The following is a 24,924-nucleotide window of genomic DNA, read 5'->3' as shown; positions in this document are numbered from 1 at the left end:
CTCTAATAAAGAGGCGTGATTTGGCCTTGGAATAAAGGGATTTTATGGTTGAACGGATTATTGAGTTTTGTGCACGCAATCGTTTTATTGTGTTGCTTTTTGTGCTCGGGTTTTCTTTCATGGGCTATATGGCCTTGAAGAATACCCGTATGGACGCATTGCCTGACATTTCAGACACTCAGGTCATTGTGTATACGACCTGGATGGGACGTTCGCCCGATCTCATCGAAGATCAAGTCACGTATCCTATTGTAACTGCATTGTTGTCAGCACCAAAAGTAGTAGCTGTGCGGGGATTTTCTGATTTTGGCTTTTCTTATGTCTACATCATTTTTGAGGATGGTACGGATATTTATTGGGCGCGAAGTCGGGTCTTGGAATACATGAGTCAGCTGTCTGGAAAATTGCCCGAAGGAGTGACTCCTCAATTGGGCCCTGATGCGACACCGGTGGGTTGGATTTATCAATACGCCTTGGTGGATGACAATGGCAAGCATAACCTGGCTGAGTTACGCACATTTCAGGATTGGTATTTGCGCTATTGGTTAAGAGCGGTTCCTGGGGTGTCTGAAGTAGCCAGTGTGGGAGGTTTTGTCAAGCAATACCAAGTCAATTTGGATCCAGTCAAAGTCCTTGCCTACAACCTATCGGTTCCTGAGATTGTTGAAAAAATTCGTATGAGTAATAACGACACCGGTGGTCGAGTCATTGAGTTTTCGGGCGTGGAGTACATGATTCGTGGTCGCGGATACATTAAGTCTACTGAGGATATTGAAAAAATTGCCGTGGGCACCAATGCCAATGGCACACCGATTTTATTACGTGATGTAGCGACTGTTCAGCTTGGCTCGGACATGCGCCGCGGGGTGGTCGATTTAAATGGCCAAGGCGAAGCCGTGGGTGGCATTGTCATCATGCGCTTTGGTGAAGACGTGCTGCAAGTGATTGGTCGCATCAAGGATAAATTGAAAGAATTAGCTTCGGCAATCCCGGAAGGGATAAAAATGGTTCCTGTGTATGACCGAAGTCATTTAATCCGGGAAGCGATTTCCACGGCCAATTGGAACTTGATTGAAGAACTGGTGGTGGTTGGGTTACTCATTATTGTGTTTTTAGGGCATTTTCGCTCGGCATTGATTCCTATTATTACTTTGCCGCTGGCGATTTTGATTTCGTTTATCCCCATTTATTTCTTACATGTCGGACTGAATATCATGTCCATCGGAGGCATTATTGTCGCCATTGGCGATATGGTCGATGCGGCCATCATCATGGTCGATAATGCCCATAAACGCTTAGCGGATTGGGAAGCAAAAGGAAGCCCAGGTGATCGCACCCAGGTGTTAATCGATTCGGCGAAAGAGGTGGGGCCTGCCATTTTTTCATCCCTTTTGGTCATTGCCATCTCCTTCATGCCCGTTTTTACCTTGGAAGCTCAAGAAGGGCGGCTGTTTTCGCCCTTGGCTTATACTAAGAATTTGGCCATTTTCATGAGTGCTTTACTTGCCATCACCTTAATTCCTGTCCTATTGCCTCTTTTGGTGCGTGGTCGAATTATCCCTGAACAAAAACATCCGATTACTCGCTTGATGCAAACCATGTACGCGCCCGTGTTGAAGCTTGCTTTGAGGTATCGCAAGTTCGTAATGGGAATTGCCATTGTATTGGCTATGGCCACCATTCCTCTTTATAAACTCATTGGCTCTGAATTCATGCCCCCTCTTTATGAAGGGACGATTTTGTATATGCCGGTTACTTTACCGGGTATTTCGGTGACGCAAGCGACGGCTTTGCTTCAAGAAATGGATAAGAAATTAAAAGCATTTCCAGAGGTGGCACACGTTTTTGGCAAGACGGGAAGAGCCGAAACGTCTACCGACCCTTCTCCATTTAATATGATGGAGGTGATTGTGGAGTTAAAGCCTAAAGAATTTTGGCGCAAAGGAGTGACTTATGAAAGCCTGGTGAAAGAGATGGATGAAGCGTTGCAATTCCCAGGTGTGAGTAATGCTTGGACCATGCCCATTAAAGCGCGTAATGACATGCTCACCACAGGAATTCGGACTGCTGTAGGAATAAAAATTTTTGGCCCCGACATTAAAAAAATTGAAGCCATTGGCAAAGAAATTGAAATGGTGGCCAAAGAAGTAAAGGGCACCAGTACGGTTTATGCCGAGCGGGTGGCTGGAGGCTACTTCCTTGATTTTCAAATTAATCGGGACCAGTTGGCTCGCTATGGTTTAACCATTATGGACGTTAATCGCATCATTGAATCGGCCGTGGGTGGTGAAAACATTGCCACCACGATCGAGGGGCGTGAGCGCTACCCAGTGAATGTGCGTTATTTGCGAGAATTGCGCGATGACCCCGACAAGCTCAATCGTATTTTAGTCAAAACACCCAGTGGTGCGGAGGTACCCATCGCGCAATTGGTGACGCTAACTTTTCGTTCAGGACCTGCCATGGTTCGCGATGAGAATGGCATGTTGGCGGGTTATGTCTTCATTGACATCAGCGGCCGAGACATTGGCGGCTATGTGGAGGAGCTAAAGCAAGCAGTCAAAGTCAAAGTGAAATTGCCTCCAGGTTATACATTGGCCTGGTCGGGACAATATGAGTTCATGCAACGGGTTTATGAGCGACTTAAAATTTTTGTGCCACTGACCTTAGCTATTATTTTTGTTTTATTTTACTTTACCTTCCGCACCATCACTGAGACTTTAATGGTGATGCTAGGCGTTCCCTTTGCTTTATTTGGCGGCTTTTTACTGCTTTATGTATTAGGGTATAACATGAGTATTGCGGTTTGGGTAGGGATGATAGCGCTTGCAGGAGTTGCTGCTGAAACCAGTGCTGTGATGCTCGCTTACCTTGATTCCGATTACCATGAACAAAAGGAAAAAGGGGGGCTCAGAACCTTGTCCGATTTGATTCAGATGGTGCAACAATGTGCAGTCTCCCGCATTCGTCCCATGGCTATGGCGGGTCTTGCTAACATCATTGGCCTATTACCGGTGATGTGGGCTACAGGCATTGGAGCCGATGTGATGAAGCGTCTTGCCGCTCCTATGGTCGGTGGGGTTTTTTCAGCGCTACTGCTGACCTTAATTGTGATTCCTGTGGTTTATGTGATGTGGCGGGGCCAAATGGATTTGAAAAAAACAGCAGACTTAACGGAGGCAAGATGAAATTAACTTTTTTAGGAGCAACTGAGACGGTTACTGGTTCTAAATATCTTTTGACCGTCGGTTCTAAAAAAATCCTGATTGATTGCGGTCTTTTTCAAGGCTATAAAGAATTACGATTACGCAACTGGGCTCCTTTACCTATTGACCCCCATGATATCGATGCGGTGATTATCACTCATGCGCATATTGACCATACGGGTTATCTTCCCTTGCTCGTCAAAAATGGATTCCAAGGCAAAATTTATGCAACACCGGGTACCAAAGCACTGTGTTCCATTTTGTTACCCGACAGTGGTCATCTGCAGGAAGAAGAAGCCCGCTTGGCCAATAAGTATGGATTCTCCAAACACCAACCTGCTCTTCCTCTTTATACTGAAAAAGAAGCTCATACTGCATTGCAGTATTTTGAAACCATTGATTTTGATACCCCGCATCAATTATTCCATGATTTCAGTTTTGTGTATCATCGTGCTGGTCACATTGTGGGTGCGGCCATGGTCAAAATAAAAACCCAAAAAGGTTCCATTGTATTTACTGGAGACATTGGCCGTCCTTATGATCCCGTTATGAAAGCCCCTGCCTTCATTCAAGAAACGGATTATCTGGTGATGGAGTCCACCTATGGTGACCGATTGCATGATGCCACAGATCCTTTGCCTCAAATGGCTCAGGTGATTAATCAAACCGTTAAACGAGGGGGCTCAGTCGTTATTCCTGCGTTTGCAGTAGGGCGTGCGCAAAGTCTTCTTTATTTTATTTATGAACTGAAACGACAAGGGCAAATTACCAAAGACCTTCCTGTCTTTTTAGACAGCCCCATGGCCATTGATGCCACTCATTTACTCTGCACTTATAAAGAAGACCACCATTTAACTGCAGAACAATGTCGTGGACTATGCCATGTTGCCACCTATGTGAACACACCTGAGGAGTCCAAGGAGATTGACCGTCATCACATGCCGCAAATCATCATAGCGGCCAGCGGCATGGCGCAAGGCGGCCGCATTCTGCATCATTTAAAAGCCTTTGCGCCTAATCCTAAAAATACCCTACTTTTTACTGGCTTTCAGGCGGGTGGCACTCGTGGTGCTCGAATTGTGAATGGGGAGAAGCAAGTCAAAATTCACGGGAGTTTTATTCCGATACAAGCTAAGGTCGTAGTCATGAGCAGTACATCGGCTCATGCCGACTACCCGGAATTGTTAGAATGGCTAACTCATTTGACTAATCCGCCTAAAAAGGTTTTTATCACCCATGGGGAGCCTCACAGCGCCCAATCGCTAAAACAGAAGATTGAGAAGCAATTAGGTTTTTCTTGCACCATTCCTTCTTATCTGCAAACGGAGGAATTGTGGTGAGTAAGCAAACCTCTCATGGGCTTCGGTTAAAACATTTAGGGATTAAAACCTATCACGAAGCTATTATTTACATGCGCGAGGATTGTCATGTTTGTCATTCGGAAGGATTCGAAGTACAGACCCGTATCCAAGTGACTTTAGGTCAGCGCTCTATTATAGCCACTCTTAATGTGGTGACCTCAGAGCTACTTCAGCCTGGTGAGGCTGGTTTGTCGGATTACGCCTGGGAGTCTTTACATGCCAAAGAAGGCGATGAAATTCAGGTCTCCCATCCAAAACCCTTGGAATCCTTAAGCTATGTGCATACCAAGATTTATGGCAAAGAACTGTCTTATGAACAAATGAAGGTCATCATTGATGATGTGTTAAGCGGTCGTCTTTCTGATGTACAAATCTCCGCTTTTCTAGCGGCAAGTGCCTCAGGACGTCTAACCAGTACGGAAGTGATGAAGCTCACCAAAGCCATGATTGATAGTGGTGATCGCTTATCTTGGCCTTCACCTCTGGTCGTTGATAAACATTGTGTGGGAGGATTGCCTGGAAATCGCACCACTCTGATTGTGGTTCCCATCGTGGCTGCCTTTGGGTTGATGATACCTAAAACGTCGTCGCGTGCCATTACATCACCTGCGGGGACTGCGGATACCATGGAGACTTTAGCTCCAGTCCACTTAAGTCCCCAAAAGATGCGCCAAGTGGTTGAACAAGAAAACGGCTGTATCGTATGGGGTGGGGCTGTGAGTTTAAGTCCTGCTGATGACGTGCTCATCCGTGTGGAACGAGCTATTGATTTAGATAGTGAAGGGCAATTAGTAGCTTCCATTCTTTCTAAAAAAATTGCAACAGGTGCTACACATGCGGTCATTGATATTCCCGTAGGACCTACTGCCAAAGTCAGGAATCAGTCTATGGCGCTCCTTCTGAAACAATTGCTTGAGGAGGTAGGTAACGAGTTAGGGCTTGTTGTCCATACTTTATTGACCGATGGTTCACAACCGGTAGGATATGGCATTGGCCCATCATTAGAAGCTCGCGATGTATTGGCGGTGTTGCAAGGATTGCCTGATGCACCCAATGATTTGCGTGAACGAGCGTTGACGCTTGCGGGTGCTGCGTTAGAGTGTTCTTCGAAAGTACAACCGGGTTTAGGGAAATCCATTGCGAAGCAATTATTGGAAAGTGGACAAGCCTTTAAGAAATTTCAGGCCATTTGTGAGGCTCAGGGTGGGATGAGGGAATTGACAAAGGCACGTTTTACTCATCCTGTTGTGGCTGCAAAGGCAGGAAAAGTCTCCCTCATTGATAATCGAAAGCTTGCAAAAATTGCCAAGCTTGCTGGTGCGCCAAAATCGAAATCGGCGGGTATTGACCTCCATGTCCATGTCGGCGAATCCGTTGAACAAGGTGAGCCTTTGTTTACAATTCATTCGGAGTCTTCAGGGGAGCTCCATTACGCCTGTGATGTTTTACGTGACAAACAAGACGTAATTCTTTTAGGAGAAAGCCCTTGAAGCCCTTATTATTTTCATTATTTGACTCATCAGAAATCGCCAGACGATTACAAGAAGTTCTGCAAGTGGACGTGGGGGATGTGACTTTTCATCGCTTTCCAGACACGGAGTGGTACTTAAAAATCAATTCAGAGGTTAATAATCGCAGTCTTATGGTGGTGGACAGCTTAAACGAGCCGGATGAAAAAATACTCCCTTTGTTGTTTTTTGCCAAAACGGCTAAAGAGTTAGGGGCTCGAAAAGTTGGCTTGATTGCTCCTTATCTTTCCTATCTACGTCAAGATAAACGCTTTCATCAGGGTGAGGGGATTACTTCACGTTATTTTGCACAGATGTTATCCAGTTCATTCGATTGGTTGATGAGCATTGATCCGCATTTACACCGTTATCACTCGTTAGATGAAATCTACTCGATCCCCACTTTTGTTTTGCATGCCACATCGATGATTGCTACATGGATTAAACATCATGTTCCTAAGCCAATTCTAATTGGTCCTGATATGGAAAGTGAACAGTGGGTTGCCGATATTGCAGAAAAAGGTCGTTTTCCCTATGTGATTTTGGAAAAGATTCGGCGTGGTGACAAAGAAGTGACTATTTCAGTACCCACTATTCCTGAACTCGAATCCTCGACACTCGTGCTTGTCGATGACATCATTTCCACCGCTAGAACCATGGTAGAGACGGTGAAGCAGTTACAACAAGCAGGGGGCAAGTCCATCGTTTGTATTGGTGTGCATGCGCTGTTTGCAGAAGATGCTTATTCTTTATTATCTGAGATGAAAGGGGTGCAAGTTATCACGTGTAATACCATTCATCATGTCACCAATGCGATTGATGTGAGTGATTTGGCTGTGGAAGTTCTAGTCAAAAACAAACTGGCCGCTTTAAAAAGTAAGCTAAATAAGTTGATTATTAACAAGGAGTAATCCATGTTTAAAGCCTTTAGAATGATTGCAGTGCTTATTGGGTTAATCGGAGGACTATTCTTTTTGAGTTCCTGCGATGGAGCAGTGAAGCATGGCTCCCAAGAGGTCGATGGCGGCTATGGAGGACACAGCGCGGGCGGGCATGGTGGTCATGGCGGCGCTGGCCATTAAGCCTGTTCGCTGTCTCGGTAAATCAAGTCAAAGCGTACTCACACATAACAGGTAGGGCAAACCATGAAACACGACCATCACCAAGGGCATACCCATACTGACAAAGAACCTGCTTGCTTTCACAAAGAGCATGGCCTCCACAAGCGGCAAGACACGGCTTCTAAAACCGATGGTGCCGTTATCTATACGTGTCCCATGCATCCAGAAATTCGCCAATCAAACCCTGGCATTTGCCCGATTTGTGGTATGACTTTAGAACCGGAATCGATAACTACTGAGGAGGGAGCGAGCCCTGAGTACCTCGACATGAGATGGCGATTTTGGGTAGGGTTGGTTCTTACTTTTCCTATTGTATTGTTGGAAATGGGAGCCCATGGATTTGGGCATTTCATCTCGGCCAATATCTCAAACTGGATTCAATTGCTATTAGCCACACCTGTGGTATTGTGGGGTGGTTGGCCTTTTTTTGTGCGTGGTTGGCACTCTCTAAAAACGCGCCAATTAAACATGTTTACTCTAATTGCCATGGGCATTGGGGTGGCTTGGGCTTATAGTGTAGTGGCTGTTCTGTTTCCTGGGATATTTCCCCTTGCCTTTCGCAGTCAATTCGGCACAGTGGCTGTTTATTTTGAGGCGGCGGCGGTGATTACGACTCTGGTCTTATTAGGGCAGGTGCTGGAATTAAAAGCACGAGAACAAACTGGCAGCGCCATCCGTGCCTTGCTGAAATTAGCTCCTGAAAGTGCCCATCGCATTAAAGAGGATGGCAGCGAAGAAGAGGTATCTCTTGATAAGGTGCACGTTGGCGATAAGCTTCGTGTTCGTCCTGGTGAAAAAATACCGGTGGATGGGGAAGTGCTGGAAGGACGAAGTTTTATCGATGAATCCATGGTGACCGGCGAGCCTATTCCTGTTACAAAAGAAGCGGGCGCCAAAGTGATTGGTGCAACAATCAATCAGACAGGCAGTTTTATCATGAAAGCCATGCATGTGGGCAGTGATACCATGCTGGCACGCATTGTCCAAATGGTCAGTGAGGCGCAACGAAGCCGTGCGCCGATTCAGCGATTGGCGGATACCGTCTCAGGTTGGTTTGTGCCGGCGGTGATTTTGGTTGCGGTGTTGTCTTTCATTCTGTGGGCACTGTTCGGCCCGCAGCCAGCCTTTAGCTATGGATTAATCGCTGCCGTTTCCGTACTCATCATTGCGTGTCCTTGCGCGTTAGGCTTAGCAACACCGATGTCCATCATGGTCGGAGTGGGAAAAGGCGCTCAGAGTGGCGTTTTGATTAAAAATGCTGAAAGCTTGGAGCGCATGGAAAAGGTCAATACGTTAGTGGTTGATAAAACAGGTACCCTAACGGAGGGGCGTCCTAAACTGACGCGTATTGTCACTGATGATGAGTTTGATGAAGAGGCCATTTTGACGTTTGCGGCGAGCATCGAACATCAAAGTGAGCATCCGCTCGCCACTGCCATTGTCATGGCAGCAAAAGAAAAACAATTGTCATTGGGGACGGTTGAAGATTTTGAAGCACCTACTGGAAAGGGAGTGATAGGTAAAGTAAATGGCCATCGTATTGCCGTTGGTAATGCACGATTAATGCAAGAGTATGGCAGTGATAAGCTTGCCCTTTTTGAAAAAGCCGATGAACTTCGCAGCAAAGGCGCATCAGTCATGTTCATGGCAGTGGATGGTAAAACGGTTGCTCTTTTGGTGGTGGAAGACCCCATTAAATCGACTACTCCTGAAACAATACGTGAGTTGCAGCAAAGCGGCATCGAAATGGTTATGCTCACCGGAGATAGTAAGAAAACAGCAGAAGCGGTGGCAGGTACCCTTGGTATTAAAAAAGTAGTGGCTGAAATCATGCCTGAAGATAAAAGCCGCATCGTGAGTGAATTAAGAGACAAAGGTTTAGTGGTTGCTATGGCGGGTGATGGGGTCAATGATGCCCCGGCCTTGGCAAAGGCGGACATTGGTATTGCCATGGGAACGGGTACTGATGTGGCCATCGAAAGCGCTGGTATTACCTTGTTACATGGGGATTTGCGTGGCATCGTTAAAGCGCGTCGTTTGTCAGAAATGACCATGAGCAACATTCGTCAAAATCTTTTCTTTGCATTTATTTATAATGTACTGGGTGTGCCCTTAGCTGCGGGGGTTTTATACCCACTAACTGGCTTACTCTTAAGTCCGATTATTGCAGCAGCAGCGATGGCACTGTCTTCTGTTTCGGTCATTGTTAATGCGCTGAGACTACGACGGATAAGGCTATGAACAAAAGATGAAAAAAACGGTTGTTAATAGAAAAAAAACAAAAGAGATCTATACTAATAGGAAGCAGTCGGTTGTTCATAAGGCAAAATCATGGTGTTCCCAGCTATTATGATTGTGGTTGGTATTGTCTTTCTAATCGGTGGTGCCTATTTAATTAAAAGCGTACTGCAACAAACGAGCCATTATCGTTGGCAGTGGCTCGTTTATCTTGTTTTTATTGGCGCATTTATTCTAAGTTATTCGGCCAGTATTTTTTATGGTCTCTTGGTTGATCCCCATTGTCTTAATTATTTTTATGGCAGTGTGTTTTTATTAGGCGCTACCTATGTTTATTTGTCTTGTCGTCTTATGACTAAGACCATTCAAAAGATGGAAGTAATGGATGATTTAAAAAATCGCTATGAACTATTAAGGCATCATGTCAAATACGATTCGCTGACTGGTTGCCATAACAGAGAGACTCTTTTTGAAATGTTGAACACACGGTTTCAGCAAATTAAGAGCAGTGATGGATGGGTTATTGTCCTTTTTATTGATATGGATAAATTTAAGGCGGTTAACGATCGTTATGGTCATGATGTGGGAGACAACACGTTGGCAGCATTTGGACAACTCCTAAGGCAGCGATTGCGAAAGGATGATATTGTGGCTCGTTATGGTGGTGATGAGTTCATCGCTGTGATGGAACACATCTCCTTGGATGAAGCGAAAAAGATTGCAGAAAATCTTATTACAGTAGCTAAGCAATCCTTCAAAAAAGGTATTTTATCGAAGCTTAATCTAGGCTGCTCCATTGGCATCACTCAGATGAATCCTCACTCGGCTTCAGTGAATAGCGTGATTAAAGAAGCGGATTTGGCGTGTTATGCGGCAAAGCAAAGAAAAATCAATGGTTCCGTTTGTGTCTATAATCCGATGCTTGCAACAAGGAACGATACGATTGATTTGGGTATTCATCAAATTGCCGAATAAAAAATGAAAACACACAAAACAGTCGTCTTACTGCAGTGCATTAAGCACGCTATTAGCGTGCTTTTCTGTTTTTTTGTTCTACCTCGTCAATTAATATACCACTCTTGTTTAATGGCATTGGGTGGGAGATACTAGAGAATAAAATAATAAAAAGAAGGGATTAATTCATGATTCATTTTCAGATGAAACGCACCATCCTATTGATGGTTTCTGTACTCCTTGTGGGCTGTTCTTATAATGCCAAGTTAACTCCTGAGGGAGAAAAAGTGACCCTTCTCCAATCAGGTAAGCCTTCCAAAGCCTGTGCTTTTTTAGGGGAAGTCAGAGCCTCCGATCGTAATGGCATGAGCCAATCCTATCAATCCCATGATCATTTGATTAAGGATGAATTAAATATCTTAAGAAATGAAGCAGCTCTATTAGGTGCTAACAGGGTTTTAGTGACTCAACATCAGCAAACTTATGAAGGCAATCCCAAAAATGATTTCGTAGCGGACCATTGGATGGTAGGTCGAGCATACCGATGTAAGACGAATTAAAAGTTATTTTGAATCTTATTATTTATGGAAATTAATTCTATGAAGTGGTTTTTTGGTTGGGTGATGCTTCTATTACTGTGTTCCTCTCTGGCTACAGCAGGCAACGTATTAACCCTTCAAGAAATAACTCAAATTGCTCTAGCGAACAACAAGGATTTAAAAGCAGCCCGTTATACTGTTTCTATCGCCAAGGCGCGTTTAATCCAAGCAGGTCTTTGGCCTAATCCAAGTCTTAATCTTTCCAATAACGACGATCGCTTATTTAATGACGAAGGGGAATATTCACGCAGTGCTGGTTTTAGCCAAGCATTTCCTATTTCAGGACGTATTGCAAAACAAAAGACAGTGGCGCGCTTGGATGTGTTAAAAGCCATGGCAGAAATTAGGGAAGCAGAGCGTCAATTAAGTAGCAAAGTAGCGAATGCGTATTATGCTGCTGTGATTACCGAGCGTCGCATGCAACAGGTGAATTACTTATTACGGATAAACCACGAGCTTGTTGATGTGATTCATAACCGTTATCACGCGGCTGAAATTTCAAAGCTGGATGACAATGCAGCACGCATTGAGTATCTGAGGATTGGACAAGAAAAACATCTTTTGCATAGTTTTAGTATCAGTCAATATGCCCTACTGAATCAATTGATGGGGCGGAAAGCCAATTCTCCTTTATCTCTTAAGAGGGATGTCATCACAGGTAAAAAACTTCCTGAGTTAGCCTTCTTAAAAACATTAGCCCTTAAAAATCGTCCTGATCGTCAGGCCATCGCTTTATCGATTCATCGTGCCAATGCCGACAGGCGTTTGGCAAAAGCCGAGCGTTTTGCGGATTGGACGGTAGGGCTTGGTGTTCAACAAGATAAAATTGTGGTGGAAGAGGGACCACCCCAACCCGCTGATCGCACCTTGGGGGTCACGCTTTCTGTGCCTCTTCCTCTTTTAAATCGTAATCAGGGGCGAATTTTAGAAGCCAGTCACACAGGAACTCAAGCGATGATGGCATTACGTGCCTTGGATTTAGTTATTGAAACTGAAATAGCCAGTAACTATGCCCAACTGAAAGCACTTCAAATGAGTCTTAGGGAAACGCAAACTGTTTCTCTTAAATTAGCAGTTGAGAATGTCAAACTGGCACGTGATTCTTATGAGAGCGGACAAATTTCTTTTTTGAATGTATTGCAAGTGCAAAAACAACAAAATGATTTGCAAACAACTTATCTCAATACTTTAGAAAAGTATTTGCAAGTGTATGTGGCTTTATGTACGGCTATTGGTCCAGGTAAAACCAATGGGTTTTGCTCTTATTTAGCGTATCAAAGGAATGGGGATAGCAAATGAGATGGTGGCAGCAAATGAGAAGGATGGCATTAATTAGTCTGTTTCTTAGTCTACTCTTTCCTATTCAAGGGTGTTTTGCCCATGGAGAAGAAATTGAAGTGAGCGAGGGAGGAGCCAAAGGCCCCGTTCATTTAACACCAGCACAAACTAAAATGCTTGACATCAAGGTGGTGGAAGCAACCAATCGCCCCATGGCGCAAATGCTTGGTTTAAATGGCCAAATTCAATTGTTACCTGATGCCCAAGCCGATGTCAGTATTCGGATTAGTGGGAGCGTGACCGCCATTGATGTGAATTTAGGGGATAGCGTCAAGGCAGGGCAACGTTTGGCCACAGTACAGTCAAGGTTAGTAGGTAATCCTCCTCCAAGTGTCGCCGTCACAGCCCCCATTGCGGGTATTATTGATGCGAGAAATATCAATTTAGGTCAAGCGGTTGAGCCGAACACGGTTCTTTTTCACATCAGTAATCGCGATAAATTATTAGTCGTAGCCCAAGTGTATGAAGAAGATTTAGGTAAGGTTAAGGTAGGGCAAGAAGTGACTATTCATGCCTTAAGTTACCCAAAGAAGGTTTTTGCAGGACAAGTAACTTTAATTGAACCCAATCTTGACTCCTTAACTCGTACCGTGAATGTGCGCATCACCTTGGATAATGAAGAGAAACTCCTAAAGCCCGGGATGTTTGTACGCGCCAACGTCATTTTAGCTCGTAATGAGGCAGCACTTGCCGTACCTAACGCGGCTCTTTTACAGGCGGATAATCAGCAATTTGTTTTTGTTCAAAATGGGGACACGTATGACCGCGTCGTTGCTCAAGTAGGTGCTGTGGATGATGACTACTCAGAAATTACGGATGGTTTAGTGCCAGGCGACCTTGTTGTGACGCAGGGCAACCGTGAACTTTATACACTGTGGCTTAGTGGTGGCAGTAAACCGAAAACAGGCGAAGAGGAGCATCATTAAATGTTTACTCATCTCATTGCCTGGTCACTGCATAATAGGCCATTAATCCTGGCCCAAACCCTGATTCTTTGTTTGTTGGGTGGCTATGCTTTAAAACAAATGCCCGCGGATGTTTTTCCCGAATTTGCCCCGCCACAAGTGGTGGTACAAACAGAAGCACCTGGTATGGCCACGCAAGATGTGGAAACACTGGTGACTTACCCCTTAGAAAGTGCCATTAATGGGACACCGGGGGTAGCCAGTGTTCGCTCCAAAACCTCGGTAGGATTATCTACAATTACTATTGTGTTTGATGACAAGACGGATATTTATCGCAATCGTCAACTAGTTAATGAGCGCATTCAACAAGTAGTCAATCGACTTCCTCCAGGAGTGAATTCCCCAACTATGGTTCCTGTGACTTCAGCGGTTGGATGGTTGATAAAATATGCCCTGGTGAGTCGAACCGCAAGCCCTGAACTGCTTCGCACCATTTCCGATTGGACCATTCGCCCACGCATCCTGGCTCTTGGTGGGGTGGCTGCAGTGGTTTCTACTGGTGGGGAAGTGAAACAGTATCAAGTCCAATTGGATCCACAACGCATGCTGGCTTATGGCATCACAGTGGAAGAAGTGCGTCAAGCGTTAGCGGCAGGGAATCAAAACGTGCCTGGCGCGTTTGTCCATCAGGCTGGTACTGAATTCGTAGTGAGTACCATTGGGCGTATTAAAACACTGGATGATATTAAGAAAACATTGATTGTGGTGCGTAATGGAGCGCCTATTACTATTAACAACGTGGCCACTGTGACCTTTGGTGGTGAAATTAAACGAGGTGATGGCACTTATAATGCAGAAAATGCTGTGATTGGTACGATTTCCAAAATCTATGGAGCGGACACCGTAACCACGACTGATAAAGTGGAGCAAGCGTTAGCGGAAATTAAACACACACTGCCTGCGGGTGTTGAATTAGTGACGGATGTGTTTCGCCAAGCCAATTTCATTGAATCAGCCATACATAACTTGACTAAGGCGCTGATTGAAGGAGCCATCATTGTCATTGCGGTGTTGTTCCTTTTTTTAATGAATTGGCGAGCTTCCTTCATTACATTTCTTTCCATGCCGATATCTTTTATTGTCGGTATCTTGGTCCTTTACTATTTTGGTTTTGGTATTAACTCCATGACTTTAGGGGGGATGGCGATTGCAATAGGTGAGGTGGTGGACGATGGCATTATCACTGTTGAAAACGTGGTGCATCGCTTAAGGTTGAATCGTTTGACAGAAAAGCCCTTGCCTGCCATTGAAATTGTTTTTGATGCGGTTTTGGAAATTCGAAGCTCTGTGGTTTATGCCACCATTATCATTAGTTTGGTGTTTTTGCCCATTTTCTTTTTATCAGGTATTGCTGAGCGAATTTTTAGCCCGTTGGCTATTGCCTATATTGCCTCGGTATTAGGTTCGCTCGTTGTTTCTATCACGATGGTGCCAGCCCTTTGTTATATTCTATTAGTCAGAAAAGCTGAGAAAAAACAGGATGTTAAGGTGGTGGTACATGCGTTATCTCAAGAGGAACGTTATCATTTAACGGAAGAAGAAGTAGTCAAACACGCGCAATCTGAAACTCGTTTTGTGATTTGGTTAAAAAAACATTTTTTAACGGGATTAAATTGGTCTTTGGCACATTGTAAAACAGTCGTTGCTATGTCAGGTGCCGCATTTATTTTTTCTTTGGCTTTGCTTCCTTTTTTTGGCACCTCTTTTTTACCTGAGTTTCATGAGGGCAATTTTATTATCGTAATGAGTACTCTTCCTGGGACTTCATTGGATGAATCCATGCGATTAGGCAAACAGGTCAGTAAAACTTTGCTCAAGTATCCACAAGTCCTCTCCATTGCTCAACGTGCAGGGCGCAGCGAACTGGATGAGGATGCGCTGCCACCTAATATCAGTGAATTTGATGTACGTCTTAATTTTGACAAAGACAAAAGCATGTCGCCTGATGAGTTATTGCGTCGTATTCGAGCGGATCTAGCGAATATCCCAGGAGCGCTGTTTAATGTGGGTCAATTTATTGCTCATCGTATGGATGAAGTGCTGTCGGGGGTCAGAGCACAAGTGGCGGTGAAGCTTTTTGGTGATAATCTTGCGACATTAAACGAACTGGGTCAATCGGTCGAAACTATATTAAAAACCGTACCAGGAATAGTGGATGTTAATAAAGAGCAACAAATTAATGTACCCCAGTTGGTCATTACCATTGACCGCGAAAAAGCAACGCGTTATGGCATTAATGTGGGGCAAATTTCTGAGGATGTTCAAGTTCTTTTGAATGGCGTGACGGTATCCAGTATCCTCGAAGGGCAGCGAACGTTTGATTTGTATTTGCGAATGAGTGAAACAGGGCGAGACAGTGTTAAAGCCATTCAAAACATGCTGATTGACGCTCATGGAACGGAGAATCAGAAAACTAAAATTCCTTTGCGTGCGGTAGCTGAAATTCGCCTAGAACCCCAGCCTTTTGCGATTAATCGGGAAAACGTGCAGCGTGTCTTGGTGATTGCTTTTAATGTGCAAGACCGCGATTTAGGCAGTGTGATTCAAGAAGTGCAACAACGGGTTAAGGAAAAGGTTACATTGCCCAGTGGTTATTTCATTCAGTATGGTGGTCAGTTTGAAAGTCAGCAACAAGCCTCTCGCGTGATTATTCTTTTTGGTGCATTGGCTATTTTCATTATGTTGATTCTTCTTCATAAAGCGTTTGGTACATTCCGTGAAGCGTTATTGGTCATGTTTAATTTGCCGCTCGCTTTGATTGGTGGCGTGATTTCTTTGTTTCTTGCGAGTGGAAATATGAGTGTGGCGGCTATGATTGGTTTTATCACCTTATTTGGAATCGCGGCACGTAATGGGATTATTTTAGTGAGCCACTACAATCAATTGCGTGTCCAGGGACAACCACGTGAGCAAGTGGTCATTCAAGGAACCCTCGATCGCTTAGTGCCCGTACTAATGACCGCCGCAACAGCAGCACTTGGCTTAATTCCTTTGTTATGGGGTTCGCCTGCAGGAAAGGAACTTGAGCGTCCTTTAGCTCAGGTGCTTTTGGGAGGACTATTTACCTCCACGTTTTTAAATATGTTTGTAGTACCTACGGTGTATAATGCTATTGAAGTATGGCGAGAACAGCGGATGCAATTCAATAAAACGGAACAAGGAGAAAGAACATGAAGCACGTTACTTTGAAACAAAAAAGCCATTTTTGGTTGGGGCTTATCACTAGTGTTTTGTTGGTTTGTGGGTATTCTCAAGCAATGGCTGATTCCACTGAAGAGCCTACACAATCCATTCCCAAAACGATTCCAGCCATTTGGGAGGCTGTAGATAAGCATGCGGCATCCATTAATCAAGTGCTCAGTAGTGATGATTTAACGACCATACACCAGCATGCGTTTGCCATTCGTGATTTAGTCAACGCATTACCTGCGTTAAGCAAGGATTTGTCAGAGGAACAGAAAAAATCACTACAGCAAAATCTAAGCTATGTCAGTCAATTGGCCACTCGTCTTGATAAAACAGGCGATGCCAATGATAAAAAAGGAACTGAAACCAACTGGCAAAAATTACAAAAAGTATTGGCGCAGCTGCGTGCTTTGTATCCTTCAGGTGTCCCTAATTAATCAAGGAATGAGTCATGATGTAGGGTATTGTGCATGATTTGTTGTCGATTACGGTCGCCTTAAGTAAGGAGGCTGCAGACGTAAATGGCCCTATTCGAGGCACAGACATCATGACTTACAAAACGACTAGTGGATTTTAGCTCCTATTGAGCAAGGTTCGATTTTTATGCATTAATTTGGTTTTAAATCCAAGGTAATGACATCGTCCACTTTCCCACTTTTGGGAATGATAGTCACCGTGCCTTTTGTAAAAGAGCCAATCTGATAGCGTTCTTCTTCTAGGGTCACGGGGTTCCCTTTTTGATCCCGTGCCGAGGATAAATCCGCAACTTTGGCTAACTCTTCAAGAGTAATCGAGGAGCCGCGATATATGTGTTTCGTTTGGTTTGTAGTGTCAGTGGTTTCAGTGGTTCCATGACCCAAGGTCACAAAGGATATGGCGAGCATGGTTAATAAATACAATATAAAATTGATTTTTTTCATGAGATTCATCCTAATCAAAAGAGGTATTACCATAATAGATTATCTACTGCGCAACAACAAACGGTTAAGACTGGATTATTTATTATTTAATCTCCCTATCACTTTCTTGAGCAGTCGTTGACTTTAGGTCTTGTCCATATCAGTCATCCGATGGAGAGAAAATTTTTGTAAAAATCTTATCCCTAGTCCACAATAGGTAAAGAGATGGCTGATTCAAGATGGTGGTGACGCATGGACAAGCAAGACATCGACTTGCCTTATCAAATAGGGCTTGATTTTTTTTCTTATCAACTGGATTGTTGGCAGCGTTCTATTTTGTTTTGCGATACTTTACGTGAACGCGCCAATAATATGATGGAGCACGAACAACAAGGGTTGCCACCACTGCTTAATTTCAAATATGAATTAGTTTTGGATGGGAAATCATTGGAACCCAAAACGAATTATGCCTTGGTTAAAATTCTTGAAGTCGGTGATGTGTGCTTTGAGGAATGTTTTGATCCTCAGGCTCATCCAGTTATTATTGTGGATCCCAGATCAGGCCATGGGCCAGGGATTGGTGGTTTCAAACGGGACTCTGAAGTGGGCATCGCATTACATAGTGGTCATCCTGTGTATTTTGTTATTTTTTATCCTAATCCTGTGCCTCATCAAACGCTCGCCGATGTCCTGATGACTTTGCGCCATTTTGTTGAAAAAGTCCAAGCCTGGCATGAAGGCAAAGCCCCCATTCTTTATGGCAATTGTCAAGCCGGTTGGATGCTGGCCTTATTGGCTTCTGATTGTATGGGATCGGTTGGCTTGACGGTCATGAATGGCTCACCGGTTTCTTATTGGTCCAACAGCGAAGAAGAAGCCAATCCCATGCAGTTATTGGGTGGACTCTTGGGTGGTTCCTGGAGTGCTCGCTTTCTATCGGATTTAAAAGAAGGGATATTGGATGGGGCGTGGTTGGTCTCTAATTTTGAGTTACTCAATCCCACCACGGCTATTTGGGATAAGTATTATGGCTTATTTGATGAAGTTGATGCAGAGCGAGAACGATTCTTGGAGTTTGAACGCTGGTGGAATGGGTTTTATCAATTCAGTCAAGAAGAGATAATGGCCACAGTGAATAATCTTTTTATTGGCAATCAACTAGAGCGCGGTGAAATGCGGATTCATAAAGGATGCGTTTACGATTTGAAACGCATTCAAAGCCCTATTGTTCTCTTTGCTTCCCAAGGCGATCTAATTACCCCACCGAGGCAGGCTTTACATTGGATAAGAACGATTTATCCTACAACTCAAGCATTGAAGAAGGCCAAACAGCGAGTGGTGTATCTCCTTCATCCTTCCGTTGGGCATTTAGGAATCTTTGTGTCGGCTAAGGTCGTTCGTTTGCACCATCGTGCTATTTTGGAGCATAGTAATGCCATTGAGCAATTGCAGCCAGGGCTTTATGAAATGATAATCGTTAACCCAACGGGCGATCCCGATTGCAGTAAAGAACAATATCATGTGCGTTTTGAAGCGCGCGAACTTACAGAACTTTGCGCAACGAGCTCCACGCAACCGTTTGACAAGGTTCGTCAAACATCCGAAGCCAATGACTCAATTTATCAAAAAGTTATCCAACCTTCTGTGCAGAGCTTAAGTAACCCTTTTTTATCCTGGTGGCTTGAGAAAACGCATCCCATGCGCCTAAGTCGCTATGTGTTTTCTGAAAAAGTGAATCCGCTGATGAAAGCAATCGAACTATTAAGCCCACCCATTCAAGCCAATCGCCGCATGGCTACACAGAGCAATTGCTTTAAAAAAATAGAGCATGGTGTTGCGCAGATGATGAGGGATTCATTGGAATCCTCCCGAATAATGCGTAATGATGTGATGACCAATTGGTTTGAAGCCCTTTATAAGGATCCCGATTAACAGGCGAGGACGTTAATTCATGGAGCGTATGGCATCAAACTCCTCGTCAAGCTCCATTTCATTTTCTAAGTCCCTGGCTTCATGAACCTCTGTCTCATCAAAAAGAGGTTTAGTTTCTCTAGCTTTTTCTTCGTAGTCATTCTCTGCAAAACAATCCTTAGTATTCATAACAATTCCTTCAAAATGATTTTCCTTGTCCTTGCCAACGACTAGAAACACCCAGGTTTATTGTTGCTATTTTAATCTCAGACATTTAGCATAATGGATAACAATTCAATTGACAAAAATAAGAAATAAAAAGGGGTCAACTGAATAGCTATTTGGCTACTATTTTTTTTATAAGAGGAAACGAGGGAATGGGATGTTGGTTCCCCAAACTGGAATAAGGAACGCATCGACCATGATAGAAATTATCCCCAATTGGCACCCCATTTTTGTTCATTTTACCGTGGCCTTATTTACTGTTTCGGTGATTTTTTATGCCTTAATCTATTTCGCCTCTAATACTCGATGGAAAATCAACCCGTTTATTGTCGAATTGGAAATCGTAGTGCGTTGGTGTTTATGGCTGGCCGCATTGAGCACGATTGCCACTGTGTCCGCTGGGTTTTATGCTTTTTATACAGTGAAACATGGGGCTATGGCGCATGCCGTAAAAGTGATTCACCGCAACTGGGCACTAGCTACTGCAAGTGCCATTTTACTTGTGGCTTTCTGGATGGTTTGGCGTTATATTAAACACCAAAAACCGACGCTGCTCTTCTTAATGGCTTTATTCCTTGTCCAGGTGTTGTTGCTCACAACAGCTTGGTATGGTGCGGAATTAGTCTATCGGTATGGGTATGGTGTTTTGCCTGTCACAGCAGAAAAGACGGTATCGCCGCATTAATACGATTTTTATGGAAGGATGGAAACATGTTACAAAAGGATTTGCGTTGTTCAATCAGGAATTATTGCTTTATTTTTTCCTTTTTACTGCTTAGTTCTTCTGCATTGTTTGCCCAGCATGAGCAACATGGTGCCTCAACACAACCGTTAACTTCACCGAAAACTACATCGTCTCAATCGAAACCTGCACAATACAAAATGGAACAACCTACCACTAAAAAACAATCTCCTAAAGCGGTGACGCCTCTAACTATTACAGGTGGAGCAAAGCGTACGGTTAATTTGGTGGTTGCTTATAAAACGGTGAATTTTGCAGGCAAACCGAGACGCGCCATTGCTGTTAATGGGCAAATTCCAGCACCGACTTTGCATTTTAAAGAAGGGGATGATGTCACCATCAATGTATATAACCATTTGGATGAGGGAACGTCCATTCATTGGCATGGTCTTTTAGTCCCTTGGCAAATGGATGGAGTGGACGGGGTGAGTCAAAAACCAATTCCTCCGGGAGGCGTATTCCATTATCGCTTTAAGCTTTATCAAAGAGGAACCTATTGGTACCACGCCCATGCTAAGGTTCAAGAACAGGAAGGTTTGTACGGTACTTTTATTATTGATCCACCCAATCCTCCAAGTTATCACTACACCAAAGATTATGTGGTGGTGTTATCCGATTGGAGCAACACTCCTGCCGAACAAGTGCTTGCGAATTTAAAAAAAGACGGTGATTATTACGGTCCTCGATTTCCCCTACAACCCTCACTCATGAAGTTTCTTCATGATTATCGTAAAGCCTCTCCCGAAGAGCGTAAAAAATTAATCGCTGATTATAAAATGATGCAACAAATGCGCATGAGTATTTATGACTTAAGTGACGTGGCTTACGATGCCTATTTATTAAATGGTCAGCCTAAATCTCATCCTTGGACTGCTCCTGTGAAGGTAGGGGATAGGGTGCGGCTACGTTTCATTGGCGCAGGTGCAAGTACCATCTATCGTGTTAAAATTCCTGATGCCAAAGTGGAGATGGTGCACATTCAAGGAAATGATGTGGTCCCTTATCCCATTGAGGATTTTTGGATTGCACCGGGTGAAACCTATGATATCCTGGTGACCATTCAAAAAAACAGGCCTTATATTATTTATGCCGAGTCGATTGACACGCTGGGCAAAGCGTATGGGGCCTTAGTGACTCATCCTAATCAAGTCGTCAATTATCAGGACGTGACTCCTTTCCCTGAACCACTTCCTGTCACAAGAGAAATGATGGCCAACATGATGCAGTCTATGAATAGCGGGGCAATGGATGGAAACCAACTGCATGGTTTGATGAACAAAAATAAATCATCAACGGCAATGAAACCCTCCATGACCATGCCTTCGCACTCTCAATCAATGAGCTCGCAAAGCGCTAATCACTCCATGTCCTCCATGACTGCCCAAAAGAAAATGGACAATGCATCCAATCATTCCGCTCACACCTCATCAATGAAGTCCAAATCCTCATCGACCTCGATGAACAAGAGTATGGACATGCCAGGTATGAATCATGGGGCAATGAGTCAGAGTAAGACGTCTAACTCTGCTCAAATGAAATCTGACTCCTCGTCGACCTCAATGAACAAGAGCATGGCTATGCCGGACATGAATCATAGCGCAATGGGCCAGAATAAGACATCTAACTCTGCTCAAATGAAATCTGACCCCTCATCGACCGCAATGAACAACAGCATGGCTATGCCGGACATGAATCATAGCGCAATGAGCCAGAGTAAGACGTCTAACTCTGCTAATGACATGTCTATGAATAGGAACATGAAGTCAGATAAGCCTATGGAGCAGGGCATGTCGATGAAGGGCTCCATGAATATGAAGATGCCTATTGAGCCGACCATCATCGGCGATAAGATAGAGCCGCCTGATTCGGCAAAGGCCAGCACCCTGGGAACCAAATACCAAGAGTTAAAAGGAGCAGTGAAAACCAACAACCCGAATAAACCGGTCGATGGGATTATTAAAATGGAATTGTTTGGTTACATGGACCGTTACATTTGGTTTATTAATGGTCTACCAGAATACAAGGCCAAACCAATTCTGATTGAGCCAGGAAAGCGTTATCGGATTATTTTTACCAACAATTCGATGATGCGTCACCCCATGCATATTCACGGCCATTGGTTTATTTTACGCAATGGTCATGGGTCTTACGATCCCTTATTGCATACCATTGAAGTCCCTCCAGGGGCTACTGCCGTTGCCGATTTTGATACTGAAGCCAGCGGTCAATGGTTCTTCCATTGCCATCATCTTCTGCACATGACCGCAGGCATGGCGCGCGTATTTCAATACACCACCATCATTGAGATTGCCAACGGCACTCGAAAGCCAGACAATTACGCCTATCAGCAAGCCTACATCAATCGACCCATTGTACGAGAAGACGAAGTCATGCCACTGGATGCTTCTCTTATCAAACACCCTGCAGGGCATCATCAAGGCTTCTATCGTTCAAGCTATATTGAACTTGGCGAAGACCCTTTTCATAATGCTCAGGAAATGACGTTTAGAGGCCTCTATGGCCCAGATTACAATAAGCTCCAGTTGTATACTGAGGACGCTGAAATTTATAAAGGAACGGTTGAAAACGCCGACATCGATGTGTTCTATTGGCATTTGATTAGCCAATTTTGGGCGGTTAAAGGAGGGGTCAATTATTTTTATCGCCCGGGAGGCCCTTATTGGCAACCTGGTATTGGTATTGAAGGGTTAATGCCTTGGTATATTGATACCAACATTAGAACCTATTACCGCGATGGCAGTGTGAAATTTGACATTCAGTTAGCACGGGCTAACCAACTGACTAATAACTTCTTCTTCGTCACAGGAATTCGCAGCATTTTGGCCACTCATACCGTCGTCAAAAACGAGATTGGCAATGGCTTAAACCAAATGCGTTATATCCTGAGACCTTATTATCGTCTTAAGCCAGGGCTTAATATTTTTTCAGAGTACGAGCATGATGTAGAGTATGGTGCTCTTAAGAGGATTCTTCGAAGTCAGGGAGAGCCTACCACTCAAGATACAATCACGTTAGGAGTTGCTGTTCTTTTTTAAAAAAGCCAAATATACATTGGAATTATTTTATGAATTCATAGGAATAAATAGTCACCTTCATGATATTAATCCATCCATGAGGAATATATCACCTATCAATGACCTTGTTCATTGGGGTGTTGAGCGTTCTCTTCCAAGAAAATCCTTCCTCATGTCTTTAGGATGGGGACAATTTATCTGACAATACTGGGTTAAATTATCCTCAGTTTTGTAATTTAACCCAGGATCCTGGATTTTTAATGATTGATCTGCAGATCATCATTTTCAAATAATGGAGTTTGCTTAATTTCTAAATTTCTTTGTTGTAATTGGTCAACTTTCATATGGGGACAGTAATAGGCATTAGCTATTATGGAATGGATATTAATAGTTGTTAAGTTTTTTGATCCCCTTACATATCTCTTATGAGCTTCACTTGGTGTATGGGTTACAAGAACGATAACATTTGCTCCTAACTTCGCGCCTTCATTTTTTAAAAAATTATTATCATCTTTTTCTAGATCTTTTAAAGAGGAGCGGATATCCATAACTTCATGTACATTTGGGTTTTTAATAATCCCTAAGAAACGGCAATTTCCTGTAGGATAGGACAAATATAAGTTCACATTTTTCGCATCTGCATTTACTTGACGTAATCCGCCACAGCCCGAATTCAAAAGAAGAATCATAAAGCTAATTATTAAATAAACAATTTTCATATCCATAATTCCTTTTATTTAGCGTGCTTTTAACATACCCATATAAGACTATTACTTACTTTGATTATGAATAAAAGTATTAATTGTAAAAATATAAAATTAATGTCGCTTTCAATTGAGTAAAATAAATTCGCCATTTTGTATAGTGATGGTTAAAATGCGTACCTGAGTTGCGAGATAAAGTCCCGTGTCACTTGCCATCATGTTTTCGGCTACTTCTTTCTCTTGTTTTTGATAGGTGGTAATAATCTGCTTAAAATAATCAATCCGCTGTTGCAATAAATTGCTTAAGGTATTTAAATGGCTTAATTGATTTTTATTATCTCGAACAAGATATTTAAGTGCTTCAATTTTTTCTGTGGCTAGTTATACTTTTTTCATAGTCTCTCGATGAGGGTTTTTCTGGCTCGCATTTGTCTCGTTTCTGCCTCATTTCCAAATATTTGGCACAAAAAACCCTCTAAACCAAAGGTTAAATGCCCTCACTCACACATCAAGACTTGGGAATGAATTTCCCATTCTTAATGTCCACCGCCATGTCCGTCATGACCACCGTGATGCCAGTTTTGTTGATGCCAATTATGGTGCCAATTTTGATGCCAGTTATGATGCCACTTGTAGTGATATTGAATCCAATGCCATCTATGTCCATCCCAATGCCACCGGCCATGTCCACCATGAGGTGTCCAATGAGGGGCATGAGGTATATTGGAAGCCAATGTTATGGAACCTATTGGTGAATCAGTTTTGATTGAGGTATCAAAGGCAGAAGCTACAGCACTTGAACCCATCAAAGCGGCTACTGCAACAAACCACTTCAACGTCTTTAAAGTCCACATATTGCCGCTCCTTGTAAAAGAGCTGATTAAGCTACTCTAAATCCAATACTTATCTATAGACAAGATAGCACTGAATTT

General features: G+C 43.5%; 19 protein-coding genes. 14 read left to right on the top strand and 5 right to left on the bottom strand.

The annotated features are described in order from the left end of the window. Positions 1–44 precede the first annotated feature (44 nt). The 11 genes from clem_RS08355 to clem_RS08305 all read left to right on the top strand — a co-directional run bounded on the left by clem_RS08355 (position 45) and on the right by clem_RS08305 (position 16,913). Positions 45–3,188 carry an efflux RND transporter permease subunit gene (locus clem_RS08355; RefSeq protein WP_042755009.1) on the top strand — a complete coding sequence of 1,048 codons (3,144 nt, stop codon included), beginning with the start codon at positions 45–47 and terminating at the stop codon, positions 3,186–3,188. After that, a complete protein-coding gene (locus tag clem_RS08350; protein WP_014843650.1) occupies positions 3,185–4,546 on the top strand; it encodes an MBL fold metallo-hydrolase RNA specificity domain-containing protein in 1,362 nt (453 codons plus the stop codon). The genes clem_RS08355 and clem_RS08350 overlap by 4 nt, the downstream gene beginning before the upstream one ends. After that, positions 4,543–6,057 carry a thymidine phosphorylase family protein gene (locus tag clem_RS08345; protein WP_014843651.1) on the top strand — a complete coding sequence of 505 codons (1,515 nt, stop codon included), beginning with the start codon at positions 4,543–4,545 and terminating at the stop codon, positions 6,055–6,057. Before clem_RS08350 ends, clem_RS08345 begins: the two co-directional genes overlap by 4 nt. Then, a complete protein-coding gene (locus clem_RS08340; RefSeq protein WP_014843652.1) occupies positions 6,054–6,986 on the top strand; it encodes a ribose-phosphate pyrophosphokinase in 933 nt (310 codons plus the stop codon). The genes clem_RS08345 and clem_RS08340 overlap by 4 nt, the downstream gene beginning before the upstream one ends. A gap of 234 nt (positions 6,987–7,220) precedes the next feature. After that, positions 7,221–9,437: a copper-transporting P-type ATPase gene (locus clem_RS08335; RefSeq protein WP_014843654.1), complete on the top strand. Its 2,217-nt coding sequence runs from the start codon at positions 7,221–7,223 to the stop codon at positions 9,435–9,437. A gap of 90 nt (positions 9,438–9,527) precedes the next feature. Beyond that, entirely contained in the window at positions 9,528–10,409 is an 882-nt protein-coding gene (locus clem_RS08330) for a GGDEF domain-containing protein (protein WP_014843655.1), read from the top strand. A 167-nt stretch (positions 10,410–10,576) separates the two neighbouring features. Next, entirely contained in the window at positions 10,577–10,948 is a 372-nt protein-coding gene (locus clem_RS08325) for a DUF4156 domain-containing protein (protein ID WP_013101324.1), read from the top strand. Positions 10,949–10,972: 24 nt separating this feature from the next. After that, positions 10,973–12,286, top strand: a complete 1,314-nt coding sequence (locus clem_RS08320; RefSeq protein ID WP_027219594.1) for a TolC family protein — start codon at positions 10,973–10,975, stop codon at positions 12,284–12,286. Next, positions 12,283–13,251: an efflux RND transporter periplasmic adaptor subunit gene (locus clem_RS08315; RefSeq protein ID WP_027265446.1), complete on the top strand. Its 969-nt coding sequence runs from the start codon at positions 12,283–12,285 to the stop codon at positions 13,249–13,251. Before clem_RS08320 ends, clem_RS08315 begins: the two co-directional genes overlap by 4 nt. Then, positions 13,252–16,464: an efflux RND transporter permease subunit gene (locus clem_RS08310; protein WP_027265445.1), complete on the top strand. Its 3,213-nt coding sequence runs from the start codon at positions 13,252–13,254 to the stop codon at positions 16,462–16,464. Continuing rightward, a complete protein-coding gene (locus clem_RS08305; protein WP_027265444.1) occupies positions 16,461–16,913 on the top strand; it encodes a hypothetical protein in 453 nt (150 codons plus the stop codon). The genes clem_RS08310 and clem_RS08305 overlap by 4 nt, the downstream gene beginning before the upstream one ends. 171 nt (positions 16,914–17,084) lie before the next feature. Here clem_RS08305 and clem_RS08300 read toward each other — a convergent pair whose 3' ends face one another. After that, positions 17,085–17,396 carry a hypothetical protein gene (locus tag clem_RS08300; protein ID WP_027265443.1) on the bottom strand — a complete coding sequence of 104 codons (312 nt, stop codon included), beginning with the start codon at positions 17,394–17,396 and terminating at the stop codon, positions 17,085–17,087. Between the two features lie 231 nt (positions 17,397–17,627). On the opposite strand from clem_RS08300, the gene clem_RS08295 reads away from it, so the two are divergent. Further along, positions 17,628–19,307, top strand: coding sequence for a DUF3141 domain-containing protein (locus tag clem_RS08295; protein ID WP_027265442.1), 1,680 nt, complete (start codon positions 17,628–17,630; stop codon positions 19,305–19,307). A gap of 12 nt (positions 19,308–19,319) precedes the next feature. Here clem_RS08295 and clem_RS08290 read toward each other — a convergent pair whose 3' ends face one another. Then, positions 19,320–19,475 carry a hypothetical protein gene (locus clem_RS08290; protein WP_167592934.1) on the bottom strand — a complete coding sequence of 52 codons (156 nt, stop codon included), beginning with the start codon at positions 19,473–19,475 and terminating at the stop codon, positions 19,320–19,322. Positions 19,476–19,668: 193 nt separating this feature from the next. Between clem_RS08290 and clem_RS08285 the strand changes: the two genes are divergently transcribed. Then, entirely contained in the window at positions 19,669–20,196 is a 528-nt protein-coding gene (locus clem_RS08285; protein WP_027265441.1) for a DUF2231 domain-containing protein, read from the top strand. A gap of 26 nt (positions 20,197–20,222) precedes the next feature. After that, positions 20,223–23,309, top strand: a complete 3,087-nt coding sequence (locus tag clem_RS08280; protein WP_027265440.1) for a multicopper oxidase domain-containing protein — start codon at positions 20,223–20,225, stop codon at positions 23,307–23,309. A gap of 236 nt (positions 23,310–23,545) precedes the next feature. Here clem_RS08280 and clem_RS08275 read toward each other — a convergent pair whose 3' ends face one another. From clem_RS08275 to clem_RS08265, 3 genes are all read right to left on the bottom strand, one after another. Next, positions 23,546–24,007: a DUF4156 domain-containing protein gene (locus clem_RS08275; protein ID WP_015444656.1), complete on the bottom strand. Its 462-nt coding sequence runs from the start codon at positions 24,005–24,007 to the stop codon at positions 23,546–23,548. A gap of 111 nt (positions 24,008–24,118) precedes the next feature. Next, entirely contained in the window at positions 24,119–24,358 is a 240-nt protein-coding gene (locus clem_RS08270) for a CHASE3 domain-containing protein (RefSeq protein ID WP_072363891.1), read from the bottom strand. A 170-nt stretch (positions 24,359–24,528) separates the two neighbouring features. Then, entirely contained in the window at positions 24,529–24,846 is a 318-nt protein-coding gene (locus tag clem_RS08265) for a hypothetical protein (RefSeq protein ID WP_027265439.1), read from the bottom strand. Positions 24,847–24,924: the final 78 nt, after the last annotated feature.

The sequence above is a fragment of the Legionella clemsonensis genome, from assembly GCF_002240035.1.
In the GTDB taxonomy this organism is placed as follows: domain Bacteria; phylum Pseudomonadota; class Gammaproteobacteria; order Legionellales; family Legionellaceae; genus Tatlockia; species Tatlockia clemsonensis.
This window is presented reverse-complemented; position numbering and strand designations above follow the sequence as displayed.

What these genes read in the sequence shown, in the direction of transcription:
- clem_RS08355 (WP_042755009.1), top strand. Translation starts at nt 45, where the DNA reads ATGGTTGAACGGATTATTGAGTTTTGTGCACGCAATCGTTTTATTGTG.
- clem_RS08350 (WP_014843650.1), top strand. Translation starts at nt 3,185, where the DNA reads ATGAAATTAACTTTTTTAGGAGCAACTGAGACGGTTACTGGTTCTAAA.
- clem_RS08335 (WP_014843654.1), top strand. Translation starts at nt 7,221, where the DNA reads ATGAAACACGACCATCACCAAGGGCATACCCATACTGACAAAGAACCT.
- clem_RS08330 (WP_014843655.1), top strand. Translation starts at nt 9,528, where the DNA reads ATGGTGTTCCCAGCTATTATGATTGTGGTTGGTATTGTCTTTCTAATC.
- clem_RS08325 (WP_013101324.1), top strand. Translation starts at nt 10,577, where the DNA reads ATGATTCATTTTCAGATGAAACGCACCATCCTATTGATGGTTTCTGTA.
- clem_RS08320 (WP_027219594.1), top strand. Translation starts at nt 10,973, where the DNA reads ATGGAAATTAATTCTATGAAGTGGTTTTTTGGTTGGGTGATGCTTCTA.
- clem_RS08315 (WP_027265446.1), top strand. Translation starts at nt 12,283, where the DNA reads ATGAGATGGTGGCAGCAAATGAGAAGGATGGCATTAATTAGTCTGTTT.
- clem_RS08310 (WP_027265445.1), top strand. Translation starts at nt 13,252, where the DNA reads ATGTTTACTCATCTCATTGCCTGGTCACTGCATAATAGGCCATTAATC.
- clem_RS08305 (WP_027265444.1), top strand. Translation starts at nt 16,461, where the DNA reads ATGAAGCACGTTACTTTGAAACAAAAAAGCCATTTTTGGTTGGGGCTT.
- clem_RS08300 (WP_027265443.1), bottom strand. Translation starts at nt 17,396, where the DNA reads ATGAAAAAAATCAATTTTATATTGTATTTATTAACCATGCTCGCCATA.
- clem_RS08295 (WP_027265442.1), top strand. Translation starts at nt 17,628, where the DNA reads ATGGACAAGCAAGACATCGACTTGCCTTATCAAATAGGGCTTGATTTT.
- clem_RS08290 (WP_167592934.1), bottom strand. Translation starts at nt 19,475, where the DNA reads ATGAATACTAAGGATTGTTTTGCAGAGAATGACTACGAAGAAAAAGCT.
- clem_RS08285 (WP_027265441.1), top strand. Translation starts at nt 19,669, where the DNA reads ATGTTGGTTCCCCAAACTGGAATAAGGAACGCATCGACCATGATAGAA.
- clem_RS08280 (WP_027265440.1), top strand. Translation starts at nt 20,223, where the DNA reads ATGTTACAAAAGGATTTGCGTTGTTCAATCAGGAATTATTGCTTTATT.
- clem_RS08275 (WP_015444656.1), bottom strand. Translation starts at nt 24,007, where the DNA reads ATGAAAATTGTTTATTTAATAATTAGCTTTATGATTCTTCTTTTGAAT.
- clem_RS08265 (WP_027265439.1), bottom strand. Translation starts at nt 24,846, where the DNA reads ATGTGGACTTTAAAGACGTTGAAGTGGTTTGTTGCAGTAGCCGCTTTG.